Below are 18,978 nucleotides of genomic sequence, written 5' to 3'. Positions count from 1 at the left end.
CGTCCTTTGCCCACCTAACTGCCGGCACTCGGCCGGTTTTTCTTCTGAATATGCTGAAAATGAAGAGTCTGCTGATTGTTGGCGCTGTGCTGGGCATGGCCAATGCCTGCACCAAGAACACGCCGCCCACCGCCGGCACCACCGATGGCACCGGCTACCAGCTCAGCGGCCAGCTTACCAACGCCCCGGCCGGCACCAAGCTCTACCTGGCTGAGCTGGGCGAAACCCAGTTCATCTCGCGCGACACGGCTACCCTCGACGAAAAGGGCAATTTCCGCTTCACGGGCACCGTGCCCGAGCCCGGCCTCTACCAGGTGAAAACCACCGACCAGAGCCAGGTGCTGCTGGCCCTGAGCAACAGCAGCCGCGTGGAGCTGTCCGGCGACGCCCAGAAGCTGGCCGAAACTTACACCGTAAAGGGCTCCAAAGATTCAGAGTTGCTGCAGCAGCTCAACCGCACCATGCAGCAGTCGAAGGGCCAGATGAGCCAGCTGGAAGCGCGCTACAACCTGAACGCCGCCGCCAACCGCACCGACTCCATGCAGGCCATCGAGAAGATGTTCTACGACGCGCAGGCCCGCAGCACTAAGAGCATTAAGGCGCTGGTGCAGCAGAACCCCAAGTCGGTGGTGTCGGCCTTCGTGGTGGCCAACCTGATTAATGCAGAGGAGCAGTTCGGTTTCGTGGATTCCATGACCACGCAGTTCAAAACTACGCTGCCCGACTCGCGCTACACCAAGGCGCTGGTAGCCAAGGTTGAGCCCATGCGCAGCACGGCCGTAGGCGCCGCCGCTCCCGAAATCAGCCTGCTGGCCCCCGATGGCAAGCCGCTGCCGCTGAGCAGCCTGCGCGGCAAATATGTGCTGATTGACTTCTGGGCCAGCTGGTGCGGCCCCTGCCGTCGCGAAAACCCCAACGTGGTGCGCGCCTACAACAAGTACAAGGGCAAAGGCTTTGAAATCTATGGCGTGAGCTTCGACCAGGACCGCGGCAAGTGGCTGAAGGCCATCGAAGCCGATGGCCTCATCTGGAAGCACGTCTCGGACCTGAAAGGCTGGGAGTCGGCCGCCGGCCAGACCTACAGCGTCAAGTCCATTCCGGCCTCGGTGCTGCTCGACCCGCAGGGTCGCATCATCGGTAAAAACCTGCGCGGCGAAGCTCTGGAAGCCAAGCTGGCCTCTGTACTGAAGTAGCAGCGACGTATTAAAAGCAGCAAAGCCGGCTCCTGATGGAGCCGGCTTTTTTTGTGCAGCGTTTGAACGGTGTAGAGACGCGACACTTCGCGTTTCGTCGTTGCTGAGGTTGTTTGGCCTGAGTCGTTCAACGAGGAGACGCGAAGTGTCGCGTCTTTACTAGACTACTTCATCAGCCGGAACTTGCGCTGCATGATTTCCTGCACCGGCACGCCCTCAATCTTGCTGTCCAGCCACGAAATGATGTCGAGGTACAGAAACGGGCGGCTTTCGTAGGGGCGGGCGGCAATGGCCGTGAGCTGGTGGCGGAGCTGCGCGAAGGCCTCCCGCACCTGCTGCGGCGCGATGCTGCCCACGGTGCGCAGAAACCGGAAAATCTCCACCTGCATGGGCTGCTGGTCGTTCATCTTGCCCAGGAAATGGTACACCGACCGGATCTGGTAGTCGAGGCTGGCGTCGTCGCCGGCTTCGTAGTGGGCAATCAGGCTCAGAATGCGGGCAAAGCACTGCAGGTCTTCGCGCAGGCTCTGGTCTTTGTGCTGGATGATCAGGCTCAGGTACTCGATGGCCTTCTCGTAGCGGCCGCTACCGAAATACAGGCTGGCGATTTTGTAGTAGAACACTAGCGTGCGGTGCATGTCCAGCTGGGGCTTGTAGCGCTCCAACTGCTCCAGCAGCTCCGGCACCATGTCGAGCCCGGCCGTGAAGCGCCCTTCGAGGAAGTAGGCGTTGATGCGGTTGGTGTAGAGGTACTGAAACAGCAGAATTTCGGTGTTGGGGCTGCTGCGTCGGGTCTGGCTGGCGGCAAACTCCTCCAGCGTGCGCAATACCTGAATGAACTTGCTGTAGTACAGTAGGTTGTAAAGCGAGGCCAGCAGGTTGTGTAGGCCCTTGATGTAAAGCATGGCCTGCAGGTCCTTCATGTGGGGGGCCTGCTCAAACAAATCCACCCACTTCTGGGCATAGCGGTAGCCGGCCCGGAAGTCCTGGTCGAGGGTGTGGTACCAGACGTGGGCCTGGTAGAAGTAGAGCTTCTCGAAAAAGTTGCCCTGCTGGTCTTCGTGCGGGGGCAGGTGCGTGCGGAAAAAGGCCGTTATCTGCTCGTGGTCAGTGCGGTTGCGGGCGTGGCCGGCCTTCAGGTAGAGGCCGTAGAGGCGCAGAGAGGCGTTACTCAGGGCGTGCATTTTGGTTAGGTGCGCTACCGTGTCGGTGGCCTCGGCCGTAAGGGTTTCGGCCCGGCCTTCCAGGCTGCGCGTGATGTACTGGCTTTCGATGAGCTTCTCGAAATCCAGGGCCAGCAGCACAATGTGCGGCATCTCGGCCTGCCGGGCGGCCTGTTTCACCTTGTCGAGCATGCGGAGGGCCTGCTGGTAGAAGCCCTTGTTGTAGAGCACCCGGGCGTAGTCGAGCTGCTCGTGGAGCTGAATGTCGGGGTTCTGGCCGGCGTGGTACACGCGCAGGCTGGAGAGTACCTGCCGGTAAAGGTTGGCCTTGAGGTTGGCCAGCTGCACGCGCCGTAGGCTGGGCACCTGCGCCAGCACCAGCGTGTCGTCGTAGGTGTCCAGGGCGTCGAGGGCGTCGAACAGCAGCAGAAACTTCAGGTCGTCGGTGGCGCCGGCCCGGCTGGTGGACAGCCGGAAATGGCGCTTCTCCGACCTCGTCAGGCTCTTGATCAGCTGAAATACCGGCTCCTGGCTTTTGTTAGGCATTGTACAAGCGGCGTTGATAATATGCTGATGGATAGAAGGTTATTGTGGGCTGGCGGGTGGTTGGAAATAATGAAATGCGTGAAAAAAGAGTTTTGAGGCGGCAGGGCAGCGCCCTACTTGCGGGTAGATTCCTATTTCCAGTCCGGTTTCACGAGGCTACTTCCGCATGGCAACCCAGCAAATTCACATCTTCGATACCACGCTCCGCGACGGCGAACAGGTGCCGGGGTGCAAGCTAAACAAGGACGAGAAGCTTCTCATTGCCCGGCAGCTGGAGCAGCTCGGCGTCGACGTCATCGAGGCCGGCTTCCCGGTATCCAGCCCCGGCGACTTTGCCGCCGTGCAGGCCATTGCCGCCCAGACCCGCGAGGCCACCGTCTGCGGCCTCTCCCGCGCCGTGGAAAACGACATCCGCATAGCCGCCGAGGCCCTGCGGCCGGCCCGCTATCCGCGCATCCACACCGGCATCGGCACCTCCGACGTGCACATTCAGCACAAGCTCTGCACCACCCGCGCCGACGTGCTGGCCCGCGCCGTGGCTGCCGTGCAGCTCGCCAAGAGCTTCGTGGAAGACGTGGAGTTCTACGCCGAGGACGCCGGCCGCACCGACAACGAGTTCCTGGCCCGCGTGTGCGAGGCCGCCATCCGGGCCGGCGCCACCGTGCTCAACATCCCCGACACCACCGGCTACTGCCTGCCCGAGGAATACGGCGCTAAAATCAGGTACCTGCACGAAAACGTGCGCGGCATCCATACCGTGCGCCTCTCCACGCACTGCCACAACGACCTGGGTTTGGCCACCGCCAACTCCGTAGCGGGCGTGATGAACGGCGCCCGCCAGATTGAGTGCACCATAAACGGGGTGGGGGAGCGGGCCGGCAACACGGCCCTGGAGGAAGTGGTGATGATTCTGCGCCAGCACCCTTACCTCGGCCTCGAAACCCGCATCAACACCCGCCTGCTGGCCGAAACCTCGGCCATGGTCTCGCACCTGATGACCATGCCCGTGCAGCCCAACAAGGCCATTGTGGGCGCCAACGCCTTTTCGCACAGCAGCGGCATCCACCAGGACGGCATCATCAAGCACCGCGAAACCTACGAAATCATCGACCCGCGCGAGGTGGGCGTGGCCGATTCGTCCATCGTGCTGACGGCCCGCTCCGGCCGCGCCGCCCTGGCCTACCGCCTCCAGAAACTGGGCTACGATTTCGAGAAAACCGCCCTAAACCATGCTTATGCCTGCTTTCTGACCCTGGCTGACCGCAAGCGCGAAGTGGTAGACCAGGATTTGCACGAGCTGGTGGAACAGGAAAAACTGATAATCATCGGCTAGTAAAACGTCACGCAACCCGAACGTCATGCAACCCGAACGTCATGCTGAGCTTGCCGAAGCATCTCTACCGCTTCGTCTGATTCCCTCTGCAACGAGGCGGTAGAGATACTTCGACTACGCTCCGCTACGCTCAGCATGACAAATACCCCATAACATGGCCAAGTCCTTATTCGATAAAATCTGGGAGGCGCACGTGGTGAAAGCCGCGCCCGGCGGCCTGGACGTCGTGTACGTTGACCGCCACCTCATTCACGAGGTGACCAGCCCGCAGGCCTTCGACGAGCTGCAGGCCCGCGGCCTGCCGCTGTTCCGTCCGGCGCGCATCCTGGCCACCGCCGACCACAACGTGCCCACCCGCAACCAGCACCTGCCCATTGAGGAGCCGCTGAGCCGCTCGCAGGTGGACACGCTGACCGCGAACTGCACCAAATACGGTGTGGAGCTCTACGGCCTGGGCCACGCCCGCCAGGGCATCGTGCACGTTATCGGGCCGGAGCTGGGGCTCACGCTGCCCGGCACCACCATCGTGTGCGGCGACAGCCACACCTCAACCCACGGCGCGTTTGGGGCGGTGGCCTTTGGCATCGGTACCAGCCAGGTGGCCCAGGTGATGGCCACTCAGTGCCTGCTGCTGAGCCGGCCACAACGCATGCGCATCACCGTGGACGGCGAGCTGCGGCCCGGCGTCACAGCCAAAGACCTGATTCTGTATGTGATTTCACAGCTTGGCACCGGCGGGGCCACCGGCTACTTCGTGGAGTACGCCGGCAGCGCCGTGCGCGCTCTGAGCATGGAAGGCCGCATGACGGTCTGCAACATGAGCATCGAAATGGGCGCCCGCGGCGGCCTGATTGCACCCGACGAAACGACGTTTGCCTACGTGCAGGGCCGGCCATACGCCCCAAAGGAAGCTGCCTGGGACCAGGCCGTGGCCTACTGGCAAACCCTGTATTCCGACGACGACGCGGTATTTGAGGCCGAGCACCATTTTGCGGCGGCCGATATTCCGCCGATGATAACCTACGGCACCAACCCTGGGATGGGCATCGCCCTGACCGGCCGTATCCCCGGCGAGGTGCCGGCCGGCGAGGCCGAAAGCTTCGACAAGGCGCTGCAGTACATGGGCTTTCAGCGCGGCGAATCGCTGCTGGGCAAGCAAATCAACTACGTATTCATCGGCAGCTGCACCAACTCGCGCATCGAGGATCTGCGGGCGGTGGCGGCCTACGTGCGGGGCAAGCAGAAGGCCGGGCACGTCGAGGCCATCATCGTGCCCGGCTCCAGGCAAGTGAAGCAGCAGGCCATTGCCGAGGGCCTGGATAAGGTGCTTGCCGCCGCCGGCTTCGAGCTGCGCGAGCCCGGCTGCAGCGCCTGCCTGGCCATGAACGAGGACAAAATCCCGGCCGGCACTTACTGCGTGGCCACCTCCAACCGCAACTTCGAAGGCCGCCAGGGCCCCGGCTCTCGCACGCTGCTGGCGAGTCCGCTGGTGGCGGCAATTACGGCGGTGCAGGGTAAGATTGTGGACATCACGCAGTATTTGAATTGAGTTAAATCTGTCATCCTGAGCTTGCGAAGGATCTTATCACGGCTGAGTTACTTGAATTACCGCACATCGTTCTGACCTGATAAGATCCTTCGCAAGCTCAGGATGACAGTCGATTTCGTCGCTACCCCCAATGGAAAAATTCCAGACCCTGCATTCCGCCGCCGTGCCGCTGCCGCTCGAGAACATCGATACGGACCAGATTATTCCGGCCCGCTTTCTGAAGGCGACTACGCGCGAAGGCTTCGGCGAGAACCTTTTCTGCGACTGGCGGCGCAATACAGACGGCTCGCCCAAGCCCGATTTCGTTCTCAACGACCCGAAATACAGCGGCCGGATACTGCTGGCCGGCAAGAACTTCGGCTGCGGCTCCAGCCGGGAGCACGCCGCCTGGGCTCTCTACGATGCCGGGTTTCGGGTGGTGATTTCCAGCTACTTCGCCGACATCTTCCGCGGCAACGCGCTGAACACCGGCCTGTTGCCGCTGCAGATGACTGATGCGGAGCTGGCCCGCCTGTTTGCGCTGGTGGCGCAGGATGCTGATATGCAATTCGTAGTGAACCTGCCCGAGCAGACCCTGCATGTGCCCGCCACCAACGACAGCGTGCACTTCGACCTCGACGCCTATAAAAAAGAGTGCCTGATCAACGGCTACGACGACATCGACTATCTGGTAAGCCAGAAGCCGGCCATCGAAGCTTACGAACAAACCCGAATCTGGAACTGCTAAGCAACTACGACCATGGTAAGTAAAAAAATAGCGGTGCTGCCCGGCGATGGCATCGGCCCGGAAGTGTGCCGGCAGGCGGTGAAGGTGCTGGAGGCCGTGGCCGAGCGCTTCGACCACCACTTTGCCCTCAGCTCGCACTTGATGGGTGCCTGCGCCATTGAGGCCACCGGAACTCCGTTGCCCAATGAAACCCTCGCCGCCTGCCGCGCCGCCGATGCCGTGCTGCTCGGTGCCATCGGCGACCCGAAATACGACCACGACCCCAGCGCCAAAGTGCGCCCCGAACAGGGCCTGCTGCGGTTGCGCAAGGAGCTAGGGTTGTTTGCCAATATCCGCCCCGTGGTGGCCTATGACGTGCTGCTGGCCCATTCGCCCTTGAAAAAGGAGCGGATTCAGGGCACCGACATGGTCATCTTCCGCGAGCTGACCGGCGGCATCTACTTCGGTGAGAAGGGCCGCACCCCCGACGGTGAAGGCGCCTACGACCACTGCGTCTACAACCGCGCCGAAATCCGGCGTATCGCGCACCTGGCGTTTCAGGCCGCCGCCGGTCGTCGCCGCCACCTCACGCTGGTAGACAAGGCCAACGTGCTGGAAACCTCCCGCCTCTGGCGCGAGGAAGTGCGCGAAATGGCCGCCCAGTACCCCGAAGTGACGGTGGATTACTTGTTCGTGGACAATGCCGCCATGCAGATCATCCTCAACCCCACGCAGTTCGACGTGATTCTGACCGAGAATATGTTCGGCGACATCATCTCCGACGAGGCCTCCGTCATTGCCGGGTCCATGGGCCTGCTGCCCTCGGCCTCCATCGGCGAGCGGGTGGCGCTGTTCGAGCCCATTCATGGTTCCTACCCGCAGGCGGCCGGCAAGGGCATTGCCAACCCGATTGCCACGATTCTGTCGGTGGCTATGCTGCTGGAGCACCTGGACCTAATCGAAGAAGCGGCGCTGGTGCGGGAAGCCGTGGACGAAGCCCTGCATAACGGCATCCTGACGTCCGAGCTAAGCCCGGTAGCCGCGTATTCGACGGAGGAAGTCGGCAACTACATTGCCTTCTGGATTGCCGACTCCAAAGAGAAGCACTGGAACAAGAGCAACGTGGAAATTGGCGTCAGCACCATCATCTGATGGCATAGCCTGTTGCTGTTGATTGGAAAACTGCCTGATAGCAGGCGTATGTAATTGGTTGAGGGAAAGCAAAGGCTTGGGGAAGCCGGAAGCCGGAATGCGGTAGGTATGTTCGACGGAGGCCAGCACGCCGGTACGCTCAGTCGAACATGCTTACCGCATTCTTGCTTGGCAGGGCCGTTTTCCCCATCAGGAACACGTCGACTTCCCGCGCGGCCTCGCGGCCTTCCGAGATGGCCCAGACCACCAGCGACTGCCCGCGGCGCATGTCGCCGGCCACGAATACGTTGGGGCGCGAAGTGCGGTAGGCGCGCTCGTCGGCGCGCACGTTGCCGTAGTCGTCCAGGGCCAGTTCCAGCTCCGTCACGAGGCCCGACACGCGGGGGCCGCTGAAGCCCAGGGCCAGCATCACCCGCTGGCAGGGGATTTCGCGGTCCGAATCGGGCACTTCCTCGAAGCGGATGCGGCGGCCCATGACGTCGGTTTCCCAGGTCACGTCGCTCACGCGCAGGGCGCGGAGCTGGCCATGCTCATCAGCCAGGAAGGCTTTGGTATTGATGCCCCAGTAGCGCTGGCAGCCTTCCTCGTGCGAGGTGCTGCTGCGGAAAATGTGGGGCTCCTGCGGCCAGGGCGTGTGGGCTGGGCGCTCGGGGCCGGGCTGGTGCATCATGGCAAACTGCGTGACCGAGCGCGCCCGCTGGCGGTTGGCCGTGCCCACGCAGTCGGAGCCGGTGTCGCCGCTGCCAATCACCACCACGTCCTGGCCTTCCACCCAGATTTCATCGTCTTCGATGCCCAGCTCGCTCACCCGGCGGTTGTGCTGGGTAAGGTAGTCCATGGCGAAGTAGATGCCCGGCAGCTCGCGGCCGGGCAGGGGCAGGTCGCGCGGCACGCTGGCCCCGCCGGCCAGCACCACGGCATCGAAGCCGGCGGTGAGCTCGGCCCCCGAGATGTCGCGCCCGATTTCGACGCCGCAGCGGAACGTGATGCCGTCGTCCTCCAGCAGCTTGATGCGGCGGTCGATGACCCACTTATCGAGCTTGAAATCGGGGATGCCGTAGCGAAGCAGGCCGCCGGGACGGTCGTCGCGCTCGAACACCGTGACGGTGTGGCCGGCCCGCGCCAGCTGCGCCGCCGCCGCCAGCCCGGCCGGACCGGAGCCCACCACGGCCACCGTGCGGCCCGATTTCAGCACCGGCGCCGTCGGCTGCACGTAGCCCTTGGCGAAGGCAATTTCAATAATGTGCTTCTCGATTTCCTCAATGGCTACCGGGCTGCTGTGGATGCTCAGCACGCAGGCTGCCTCGCAGGGCGCGGGGCAGATGCGGCCGGTGAACTCGGGGAAATTGTTGGTGGCGCTCAGAATCTGGTAGGCCTCCTCCCACTTTTCCTCGCGCACGGCGTCGTTGAATTCGGGGATGATATTGCCCAGCGGGCAGCCCGAGTGGCAGAAGGGGATGCCACAGTCCATGCAGCGGGCCGCCTGCTGGGTGAGTTGGTCTTCGGCGTAAGTGCCCACGAACTCGCGGTTGTGGGCCACGCGCTCCTGCGGGGCAGCCTTGGGCGGTAGCTCGCGGGCGTATTGTTTGAAACCGGTGGGGTTGGCCATGTTCTCGAACTGTGTAGAGACGCATATTTGCGTCTCAATCGTTGCTGATGGTTGGGCGATGTATAGGCGCAATATTTTGCGTCTCGTCGTTGCTGATGTTGTTTAGTCAGGGTAGTTACAGGTGGTTTGGCGTGGCTCCGGTCGTTCAACGACGAGACGCAAAATATTGCGTCTCTACCTCGTTCAGGCGGCGCGGACGACGAGACGCAAGTATGCGTCTCTACATCGTTCACCCCACCGTCGCGTACCGCGCTTTCGCCAGTACCTTCTTGTATTCGCTTGGAAACACCTTCACGAACTTGCCGGCTTCCTCCGCCCAGTTGCCCAGCAGGAAGGCCGCAACCTGACTGCCGGTTAGTTCCACATGTTGCCGCAGTAGCGCCTGAATCTGGTCTTCGTCCTCCGTGTCGAGCGGGTCGAGCTCTACCATTTCGGGGTTGCAATTGGCCGGGAAGGTGCCGTTGGGGTCGTAAATCCAGGCGATGCCGCCGCTCATGCCGGCGGCGAAGTTGCGGCCCGTTTGGCCCAGGATGAGGGCGCGGCCGCCGGTCATGTACTCGCAGCCGTGGTCGCCCACGCCTTCGACTACGGCGGTGGCGCCGGAGTTGCGCACCGCGAACCGCTCGCCGGCCTGCCCGCGCACGAACAGCGCGCCCGAGGTGGCCCCGTACAGCGCCACGTTGCCGATGATGATGTTCTGCTCGGGCACGAAGTGAGCGGCGGGGGAGGGGAAAATGGCCAGCCGCGCCCCGCTCAAGCCCTTGCCCACGTAGTCGTTGGCCTCGCCCTCGAGCGCGAACGAGAGGCCCGCTACGCTGAACGCGCCGAAGCTTTGCCCCGCCGAGCCGCGGAAGCGGTAGTTAATCGTGTTGGCGGGCAGGCCGGCGGCATGGTAGCGCTTGGCAATCTCATTCGAGAGCAGCGTGCCGATGGTGCGGTCGGTGTTCTGCACCTCGAACTCGCCGAATACCGGCGTCTGCTGCTCCAGGGCCGGGCGGGCGTGCTCCAGCAGCTGCCAGTCGAGGATGTGGGCCAGGCCGTGGTCCTGCGCTTCGCTCTGATATAGGGTACCGCCGGAGATATTGGCGGCGGGGTGTAGCATGCCGCTCAGGTCGAGGTGGCGGGCTTTCCAGTGGGTGATGCCTTCGCGCACTTTCAGGAATTCGGGGCGGCCCACCATCTCGTTGATGGTGCGGAAACCCAGCTCGGCCATGATTTCGCGCAGCTCCTCGGCCAGGAAGCGGAACAGGTTCACGATGTGCTCGGGCTGGCCGGTGAAGAGCTTGCGCAGCTCTGGGTCCTGGGTGGCCACGCCCACGGGGCAGGTGTTGAGGTGGCATTTGCGCATCATCACACAGCCGCCGGCTACCAGCGCGGCGGTGGCTACGCCCCATTCTTCGGCCCCGAGCAGGGCGGCGACGGCCAGGTCGCGGCCGGTTTTCAGCTGGCCGTCGGCTTGCAGCACCACGCGGCTGCGCAGTTGGTTCTGCACCAGGGTCTGGTGGGCTTCGGCCAGGCCCAACTCCCAGGGCAGGCCGGCGTGCTTGATGGAGCTGATGGGCGAGGCCCCCGTGCCGCCGTCGTAGCCGGCGATGAGAATCACGTCGGCGTGGGCCTTGGCCACGCCGGCGGCGATGGTACCCACGCCCGCCTTGCTCACCAGCTTCACATTGATGCGGGCGGCGCGGTTGGCGTTTTTTAGGTCGAAGATGAGCTGGGCCAGGTCTTCGATGGAGTAGATGTCGTGGTGGGGCGGGGGCGAAATCAGGCCCACGCCGGGGGTGGCGTGGCGCACCTTGGCAATCCACTCGTCCACCTTGTGGCCGGGGAGCTGGCCGCCCTCGCCGGGCTTGGCGCCCTGGGCCATCTTGATTTGCAGCTCGTCGGCGTTGGTGAGGTAGTGCGCGGTCACGCCGAAGCGGGCCGAGGCCACCTGCTTGATAGCCGAGCGCATGGAGTCGCCGTTGGCCATTTTTTCGTAGCGCATGGGGTCCTCGCCGCCCTCGCCGGTGTTGCTCTTGCCGCCGATGCGGTTCATGGCAATGGCCAGGGTGCTGTGCGCCTCGTGCGAAATCGAGCCGAACGACATGGCCCCGGTGGCAAACCGCTTCAGGATGCCCTCGGCCGGCTCCACTTCGTCAATCGAAATGGCCTCGCGGTGGTGGGCAAAATCCAGCAGCCCGCGCAGCGTGAACATGCGTTCCGGCTGCTCGTTCACCAGCCTGGCGTAGCGCTGGTAGGTGGCGTAGTTGTTCGTGCGCGTCGCCAGCTGCAGCAGGTGCACGGTTTCGGGGTTGAACATGTGGGCCTCGCCGCGCCGCCGCCAGTGGTAGAGGCCGCCGTCGGGCAGTAGCACCTGCTCTTCGGGCGTGCTGGTTTTGAAGCCCTGGAAATGCTTGTAGAGCGTTTCGCGGGCAATTTCATCCAGCCCCAGCCCGCCGATGCGGGTGACTGCGCCGCAGAAATAAGCATCCACCACGGCCTGGTTCAGCCCCAGAATCTCGAACACCTGCGCGCCGTGGTAGCTCTGCAAAGTCGAAATTCCCATCTTCGAGAAAATCTTCAGCAGTCCGTCGCACACGGCTTTAATATAGTTATAGGTGAGCTGCGACTGGTCGAGGGAGGTATTCAAATGGCCCGCCTCGCGCATGGTGCGCACCGTGGAGAGGGCCAGGTAGGGGTTGATGGCCGTGGCCCCGAACGAGAGCAGGCAGGCGAAATGGTGCACTTCCCACACGTCGCCGGCTTCCACCACCAAGCCCACCGAACCCCGGAAACCGAGCTTGATGAGGTGGTGATGCACGGCCGAAACGGCCAGCAGCGAAGGTATCGGCGCATGCTCCGAGTCCACGGCGCGGTCCGACAAAATCAGCACCTCGAAGCCGTCGTTCACCGCGTCCTCGGCGTAGCGGCAGAGGCGGGCAAGGCCGCGCTCCAGGGCGCCGGGCAGCCCGTCGGCCTTAAAATATGTTTGTAACGTCTTGGCATTAAACATGCCGGTGTCGATGCTGCGGAGCTTTTCCAGTTCGTGGTTGCTCAGGATGGGCTGGCGCAGGGCCACGCAGTGGCAGTGGTGCTTGTCCTCGTCGAGGATGTTGCCGTTGTTGCCCAGGAAGGTGGCCAGGCTCATCACCAGACGCTCGCGGATGGGGTCGATGGGCGGGTTGGTGACCTGCGCGAAAAACTGTTTGAAGTAGCTGCTCAGGTGCTGGGGCTGGTCGGAAAGCACGGCCAGCGGCACATCCACGCCCATCGAGCCGATGGGTTCCTTGGCCTCCAGCGCCATCGGCGTGATGAGCACGTCGATGTCCTCGCGGGTGTAGCCGAACACTTGGTGGTACTTGAAAACCGCGTCGGCGGCCAAATCCGTGAACATCTGGCGCGGCTCGGGCAGCTCGTCGAGCTGAATCTGGTACTCGTTCAGCCACGCGCCGTAGGGCTGGCGGCCGGCGGCCTGGGTTTTCAGCTCTTCATCGGTGATGATGCGGCCGGCCACGGTGTCGACCAGCAGCATCTTGCCGGGCTGCAGGCGGCCCTTCTGCACCACGGTGGCGGGGTCGATGGGGAGTACGCCGGCCTCGGAGGCGACGAGCACGCGGCCGTCGGTGGTTTCGAGGTAGCGCAGGGGGCGCAGGCCGTTGCGGTCGAGCATGGCCCCAATCTGCTGGCCATCGGTGAAGATGAGGGCCGCCGGGCCGTCCCAGGGCTCCATAAACGTGGCGTGGAACTCATAGAAGGCCTTTTTGAGCGGGTCCATCTGGGTGTTGCCGTCCCAGGCTTCGGGCACCAGCATCATCATCACGTGCGGCAGCGGGCGGCCCGAATGCAGCAGAATTTCCACCACGTTATCGAGGCAGGCTGAATCCGACTGCCCGGCATCGACCACCGGCAGCAGCATGTCCATCTCCTCCGAAGAGAAGTAGGGCGACACGTAGTTGCGCAGGCCCGCGTAAAACCAGTTCAGGTTGCCGCGCAACGTGTTGATTTCGCCATTATGCGCCAGAAAGCGGAAGGGCTGGGCCAGCTTCCAGCTCGGAAAGGTGTTGGTCGAAAACCGCGAGTGCACCAGCCCGAAGGCTGACACCACCCGCTCGTCGCTGAGGTCGGGGAAGTAGCCGCGCACCTGGTAGGTGGTCAGTTGGCCTTTATAAACAATGGTCTTGCAGGAAAGCGAGGCGAAGTAGAACACGTCCATGGCGGCCGGCACCGTCTCGCGCACCGTCTTGAAAATCAGTCGCCGCAGTACGTACAGCTTGCGCTCGAAATCCTCGGCGGTGACAATGCCCGCCGGGCGGCCGAAAAACACCTGCTCCATCACCGGCTCGGCGGCCAGCGCCGTGGGGCCGATGCCGGCCGGGTTCACCGGCACCGGCCGGTAGCCCAGCAGCGGGAAGCCCAGCCGCGCCGCCGCGCCGTTTATCACCTCGTGGCAGGCCGCGCGCAAGGCCGCATCCTTCGGCAGAAAGGCCGTGCCCACGCCATAGCTGCCCGGCTCGGGCAGGCGGATGCTGAGGGCGGTGCACTCCTCCAGCAGAAACCAGTGGGGAATCTGGATGAGCAGGCCGGCCCCGTCGCCGGAGTCGGTATCGCAACCGCAGGCGCCGCGGTGCTCCATGTTTTCAAGCATGGTCAGCGCGTCGGCGACGGTCTGGTGGGTTTTGCGGCCGTTGAGGTAGGTGATGAAGCCAGTCCCGCAGGCATCGTGCTCGAATTCGGGGCGGTACAGGCCCTGGGCGGTGTCGGGATTCATAAGCAGCTAGCCAGAATGCGTGGGCGCAGGCCACCTGAAGCAGCTGCGAAACAGTAAGTTAGGCCACGCCACCGGCGCATTCAACTAAAGCCCCGCCTTTTTTCCTGAGCTAACGCGCATTAGCTTATTTTCAACCCGCGTATTTGTGATTGTTAATATATTGTAAATCAGTTTTTTGCGACAAAAAAAGCCTCCTTGCCACATGTGAGCGGCAAAGAGGCTTTGTAGGTGAAACGAAAGTAGCTGGCGACTACCCCAGAAACATGCGCTGCATGGAGTGCCACAGCTGCTTTTTGCGGCCAGCATCGTACTCCAGCATCTTGATTTCGCTGGCGCCGAGGAAGGCCGTGTCGCCGTAGAGCAGCACGGGCTCGTAGGGCTGGGTGGTGTACACGGCCACGTCGAGCAGGTTTCGGCCGAAGGCCAGGAACTGCCGGGCGGCCAGGTGCTGGCGTAAACTGCACAGCGCCACCGGAAACTTCTCGTGCTCCACGTTCACCAGCACCACGTCTTCCATCACCAGCCGGATGGCCTTGAGGATGTTGTTGAGGAACACGTTGCGGGGCAGCTTCCGGAACTCGTCGGGTGACACCCGCACCAGAATCAGCAGGCCGTTGGGGTTGCTGCCCAGCGTGGAAAACGGAATGTGCGCCACCGGCGACTGGGTGGGCGTGGGCTGCACCCGGCCCGGCTGCGAAGGCGGCGCCACCGGCGCGGCCGGCAGCTCGGCCAGCGTGAACGAGTTGAACAGCGGCCCCGCATCAACCGGCACCTTAACGGGCGGCGCCACGGGCACCGGGGCCGGCGCTGGTGGCGCTGGAGTGGGAGGCAACGCCGTCACCGGTGCCGGGGGCGTGGCGGCTGCGGCCGGAGCTGCCTGAACGGCAGGCTGCGCCGCCGCTGACGCCGCTGGAATGGCCGCCGGAATGGCGGCAACGGGCGCCGCCGCTGCCGGCACTGCCGCCGCCTGCGGTAGCGCAGGTGCTGCCGGCGCGGCTGCCGGCTCCGCTGGCGCGGCGGGCTGCGATTCGGGCACTACGTACAGCGACACGTCGGTGTAGAAGTTCTGGAAGAAGGCGAGGGAAGCGGCAGTATCCATAGTTGGAAGATAGAGGAAAGCGGCCGGGAAACGGCGCAGGTGGCTGGGCTGATGGGCCGCGCCGCCCGGCTACTCCATGGCGAACAGCGCCTTCAGCTCGGTGGCTTCTTCGGGCTTCATGCGGCCGGCCAGCACCAGGCGCAGCTGGCGGCGGCGCAGGGCGCCCTCGTAGAGGGCAATTTCCTCGGGCGTTTCGGGCAGGGCCTCGGGCACGTCAATCGGGCGGCCCGACTGGTCGACGGCCACGAATGTGAAGAATGCCTCGTTGCTTTTGATGCGGGTGCCGCTCGGAATGTCCTCGGCCCACACATCAATGTGCACTTCCATGCTGGAGGCGAAAGAGCGGGTCACCTGGGCCTGCAGCGTCACGACGTTGCCCAGCCGGATGCCTTCCCGGAACGACACGTTGTCGACGGAGGCTGTCACGACGATGCGGTTGGAGTGCTTCTGCGCGGCAATGGCGGCGGCAATGTCCATCAGGTGCATCATCCGGCCGCCCATCAGGTTGTTGAGCGTGTTGGTGTCGTTGGGCAGCACCAGCTCGGTCATAATCACGAACGAGTCTTTGACGGGCTTCTGTTTGCGCATCATGCGGAAAAAGTGAATCAGGAATGAAGCCCCAAAGATAGGCACAGACCCGGCGCGGCCGGCAGGGTCAGGCCAGTAGCTTGTTTCAGCCACAAAAAAGCCCCCGGCACCAACTGGCACCGGGGGCTTTGAAGGGTAGTGGAACCGGCTAGTTCACCAGCACCTTGGTGGTGAAGGTCTGGTCGCCGAGGGTGAGGTGCACCAGGTACACGCCGGCCGTCAGGGGCTGGCCGGCCGCGCCCTGCAGGCGGATGCTCTGGGCGCCCGTGCCGTAGGTTTTGGCGGCTACCTGCGCCACTTCGCGGCCCAGCATGTCGGTGAGGCGTACGGCGGCGCGGGTGGCGGTGGTCAGGGTGAAATGCACGGCGGTTTCAGCGGTCAGCGGGTTCGGGAACACGCTGATGCCGCGGCGGGCCAGTTCGGCCTCCTGGTTGGCCAGCGGGGCCTGCGGGTCGAGCAGGCGCACGTTGTCGAGGCAGATGCGGTTGCCCACGCCGCTCACCGACTCGAAGCGCACCAGGAACTTGGTTGCGCCCTGGTAAGCCGCCGGCAGCGGAATGGTGGTCGTCTGCCAGTCGGCGCGGGCCGTGGGCACGAAGTTGGTGATGATGGCGCCGTTCTTGGTGTCCAGGGCCGCGGCGTTGTAGGTCAGCGGCGCCGACCACGACGCGCCGCAGTCGGTGCTGAACGAGATGCGCAGCACGTCGTTGGCGGTGGCCGACCGCAGGGCGTAGGCGCGCTCGAAGCTCAGGGTGGGGGTGCTGCCGATGCTGCTCAGGTTGATGTTGGGCGAGATGAGCGTGCTCACCGTACCGGCCGCTAACGACGGGTTAGGCGCCAGCAGGTATGCTACGCCGGTGGCCGCCGTGCCGTTGGCGCGCTGCCAGCTGAACGGATTGGCGCCGGGCACCGACGAGGTGATGGTCCAGTTGCGGATGGGGGCGCCGGCGTAGTTGTTGGGGAAGTCGGCGTTTTCAAACGACTCAATCAGCGGGGCCTGCTCGCCGGAGTTGGCGCCCAGCACCTGCACTACCCGCTCCAGCTTCAGCGTATCGCGCCCGTCCGGGGTGATGATGATGAGCGTGGCGTCGTAGGTGCCGGCCGTGGGGTAGGTGACTACGGGGTTGCGGGCCGTGCTGGTGGCCGGCGTGCCGCCCGTGAAGCGCCAGTCGAACTGGGTGGTGGCGGCCACGTAGTTGTAGTTGTAGGAGTAGTCGGCGAAGAGGACGCTGCCGCCTTCACACACGCTGTTCGTGGAAGGGCGGAAGGCCGCTACCGGCGCGCAGACCGGCGCCTGGTAGCCGTCGTTGGTGCCGGTCTGCACCAGGTTCTGGGCCGATACCAGCGTGGAGCGGCAGAAGCGGGTGAGCGAGGCGCGCATCACCGTTTTCTGGCCCAGCGTAAACATCTTGGCGCAGGTGGCATAGTCCATGTAGTTCTGCACGTTGGACAGAATGCCGGTGGGGTTGTTGTTGGGCGTGGTGCTGCCAGTGCCGTCGGCATTGCAGGGGCGGTAGGTGGTGGAAGGGCAGCCGGAAGAAACGCCCGCCGTGTTGGGCGTGTCGGCAATGCCGTCGTCGAGGCCGCAGTTGGAGGCGGTGCCGGGCGTGTTGGAAGGGCCCCAGGTGTGCGGCAGGCCAAAGTAGTGCCCCACCTCGTGGGTCATGGAGCGGGCCGCGAAGTTGGAGCCGCCCGAGCGGCCGATGCTGCCAAACTGGGCGTTGCGAATCACGATGCCGTCGAGGGCGGTGCCGGCGCAGGGCAGGTAGGCGTAGCCGCCGGCGCCGTTGGCCACGTCCACCACCCAGATATTAAGGTAGCGGTTGGGGTCCCAGCGAATCAGGTTTTTTACGTTGTTGTCGCCGATGCTGGTCTGGGTGGAGTAGGTGCGCGTGATGCCGGTGGTGCAGTTGCCGTCGGGGTCTTTCTTGGCCAGCCGGAACCGGAAGCCCACGTTGGCATACAGCGGCTGAAACTCCGGAATCACGTCGGCCGTGTCGCGGTTGGTTTTGCTGAAATCCTCATTCATAATGCGGATAGCATCATTCACCTGCGCCTCGGTGATGTTGTTGCCGGTGCCCGTATGGATAACGTGGATAACCACCGGCACGGTCACGTCGGGGGCGGCCAGCAGGCGGGCCTGCTCGGCGGCGGGCATCATGGCCACGCTCCGGATAAAGGCACGGTATTCGCGCTCGGCGGCGGGGTTGCGGGCCCATTCCAGCTGCTGCAGGCTGTCGGAGGCGCACCGGAAGCCGTAGTGCTGCTCGGGGTAGCGGGTGCCGCGCTGCTGGGCCGTGGCGCCCAGCTGGCCAAGCAGCCCGGTCAGCAGCAGCAATAGTTTGAGTAATGATTTGTTGGGCATTGAGCAGGAAAAAAGGTGGAAGAAATAACGGCGGCAATGGCCCGTGCCAAGCCAGTGAAAGCAGGGTAAGTGCGTGCGCAACAGCTGGTTTCGGGCTGCGGCGCAGGGATGGTCCGACAAGTTACAACACGGCCGCAAAAGATGCCGGCAAAACCGTTCTGCAGGTTCTGCCGCCGCCGCCCGCACCCCGCAAAAAAAGCCACCCTTCTCTCCGGCAAGGAAAGAAAGGCGGCCCTGATTTCTGGCGGCGCAAAGCGGCGGCTAGCTGGCCCAGCCGGCCTGGCCCAGCAGCGGCACAAACCGGAATTCCTCGAACTCCTCGCGCGTGAATTCCTCCTCGCTCACCCGCGTTACGCGCACCATGCGCTGCACCTGCGCGTCGCCCACCGGAATCACCAGGCAGCCGCCCACGCGCAGCTGCCGCAGCAGCGGGCGGGGCAGCGTGGGCGCGCCGGCCGTCACCAGAATCCGGTCGAAGGGCGCGTGCTGGGGCAAACCCACCGAGCCGTCGCCGCAAAACAAATGGGCCTGCCGGTGCAGGTGGGCCAGGCGGCGGCCGGTACGCTCAAACAGCACCGGCTGATACTCAATGCTGAATACGTGGGGCGTGAGTTCCAGCAGCACGCAGCACTGGTAGCCCGAGCCGGTGCCGATTTCCAGCACCCGGTGCTCGGGGGAGGGGTCGAGCAGGGCCGTCTGGTAGGCCACGGTGTAGGGCTGCGAAATGGTCTGGCCCTCGCCGATGGGAAACGCCTTGTCCTGGTAGGCATGCGCCTCGAAGCCGGCCTCGAAGAAGGCGTGGCGCGGCACGGCCAGCACGGCGGCCAGCACCCGTTCGTGGCGGATGCCTTTGCGGCGCAGCTCTTCTACGAGGGTGCGGCGCTGGCCGCGGTGTCGGTAGGTGTCGGCGTGCATACTCGGGGAA

General features: G+C 64.1%; 12 protein-coding genes. 5 read left to right on the top strand and 7 right to left on the bottom strand.

What is annotated here, in order from left to right; genetic code table 11:
- The first annotated feature begins 50 nt into the window (after positions 1-50).
- Complete coding sequence (locus O3303_RS06110) at positions 51-1,193, top strand: TlpA disulfide reductase family protein (RefSeq protein WP_269561180.1); 1,143 nt, start codon at positions 51-53, stop codon at positions 1,191-1,193.
- Between the two features lie 164 nt (positions 1,194-1,357).
- On the opposite strand, the gene O3303_RS06105 is transcribed toward O3303_RS06110, so the two are convergent.
- Positions 1,358-2,902: a tetratricopeptide repeat protein gene (locus O3303_RS06105; RefSeq protein ID WP_269561179.1), complete on the bottom strand. Its 1,545-nt coding sequence runs from the start codon at positions 2,900-2,902 to the stop codon at positions 1,358-1,360.
- A gap of 166 nt (positions 2,903-3,068) precedes the next feature.
- On the opposite strand from O3303_RS06105, the gene O3303_RS06100 reads away from it, so the two are divergent.
- The 4 genes from O3303_RS06100 (at position 3,069) to leuB (ending at position 7,642) form a co-directional block, all read left to right on the top strand.
- Positions 3,069-4,235 (top strand): 2-isopropylmalate synthase, encoded by a 1,167-nt coding sequence (locus O3303_RS06100; protein ID WP_269561178.1) that lies wholly within the window; start codon positions 3,069-3,071, stop codon positions 4,233-4,235.
- Positions 4,236-4,389: 154 nt separating this feature from the next.
- Positions 4,390-5,784 carry a 3-isopropylmalate dehydratase large subunit gene (leuC, locus tag O3303_RS06095; RefSeq protein ID WP_269561177.1) on the top strand — a complete coding sequence of 465 codons (1,395 nt, stop codon included), beginning with the start codon at positions 4,390-4,392 and terminating at the stop codon, positions 5,782-5,784.
- Positions 5,785-5,914: 130 nt separating this feature from the next.
- The gene (leuD, locus tag O3303_RS06090; protein WP_269561176.1) at positions 5,915-6,511 is read left to right on the top strand and encodes a 3-isopropylmalate dehydratase small subunit; all 597 of its coding nucleotides are present in this window, start codon (positions 5,915-5,917) and stop codon (positions 6,509-6,511) included.
- A 12-nt stretch (positions 6,512-6,523) separates the two neighbouring features.
- On the top strand, positions 6,524-7,642 hold the full coding sequence (gene leuB / locus O3303_RS06085; protein ID WP_269561175.1) for a 3-isopropylmalate dehydrogenase: 1,119 nt from the start codon (positions 6,524-6,526) through the stop codon (positions 7,640-7,642).
- A gap of 139 nt (positions 7,643-7,781) precedes the next feature.
- Here leuB and O3303_RS06080 read toward each other — a convergent pair whose 3' ends face one another.
- The 6 genes from O3303_RS06080 to O3303_RS06055 all read right to left on the bottom strand — a co-directional run bounded on the left by O3303_RS06080 (position 7,782) and on the right by O3303_RS06055 (position 18,968).
- The gene (locus tag O3303_RS06080; protein WP_269561174.1) at positions 7,782-9,251 is read right to left on the bottom strand and encodes a glutamate synthase subunit beta; all 1,470 of its coding nucleotides are present in this window, start codon (positions 9,249-9,251) and stop codon (positions 7,782-7,784) included.
- A gap of 229 nt (positions 9,252-9,480) precedes the next feature.
- Positions 9,481-14,001: a glutamate synthase large subunit gene (gltB, locus tag O3303_RS06075; RefSeq protein WP_269561173.1), complete on the bottom strand. Its 4,521-nt coding sequence runs from the start codon at positions 13,999-14,001 to the stop codon at positions 9,481-9,483.
- Between the two features lie 250 nt (positions 14,002-14,251).
- Entirely contained in the window at positions 14,252-15,100 is an 849-nt protein-coding gene (locus O3303_RS06070) for a hypothetical protein (RefSeq protein WP_269561172.1), read from the bottom strand.
- 69 nt (positions 15,101-15,169) lie between these two features.
- Entirely contained in the window at positions 15,170-15,688 is a 519-nt protein-coding gene (locus tag O3303_RS06065; RefSeq protein ID WP_269561882.1) for an acyl-CoA thioesterase, read from the bottom strand.
- A 148-nt stretch (positions 15,689-15,836) separates the two neighbouring features.
- The gene (locus tag O3303_RS06060; protein ID WP_269561171.1) at positions 15,837-18,053 is read right to left on the bottom strand and encodes a M43 family zinc metalloprotease; all 2,217 of its coding nucleotides are present in this window, start codon (positions 18,051-18,053) and stop codon (positions 15,837-15,839) included.
- A 261-nt stretch (positions 18,054-18,314) separates the two neighbouring features.
- Complete coding sequence (locus O3303_RS06055; protein ID WP_269561170.1) at positions 18,315-18,968, bottom strand: protein-L-isoaspartate(D-aspartate) O-methyltransferase; 654 nt, start codon at positions 18,966-18,968, stop codon at positions 18,315-18,317.
- Positions 18,969-18,978 lie beyond the last annotated feature (10 nt).

Origin of the sequence: Hymenobacter canadensis (genome assembly GCF_027359925.1) — a bacterium.
Classification (GTDB): Bacteria; Bacteroidota; Bacteroidia; order Cytophagales; family Hymenobacteraceae; genus Hymenobacter; species Hymenobacter canadensis.
Note: the sequence above shows the minus strand (reverse complement) of the source record. Positions and strands in the feature narration are given on the sequence as shown.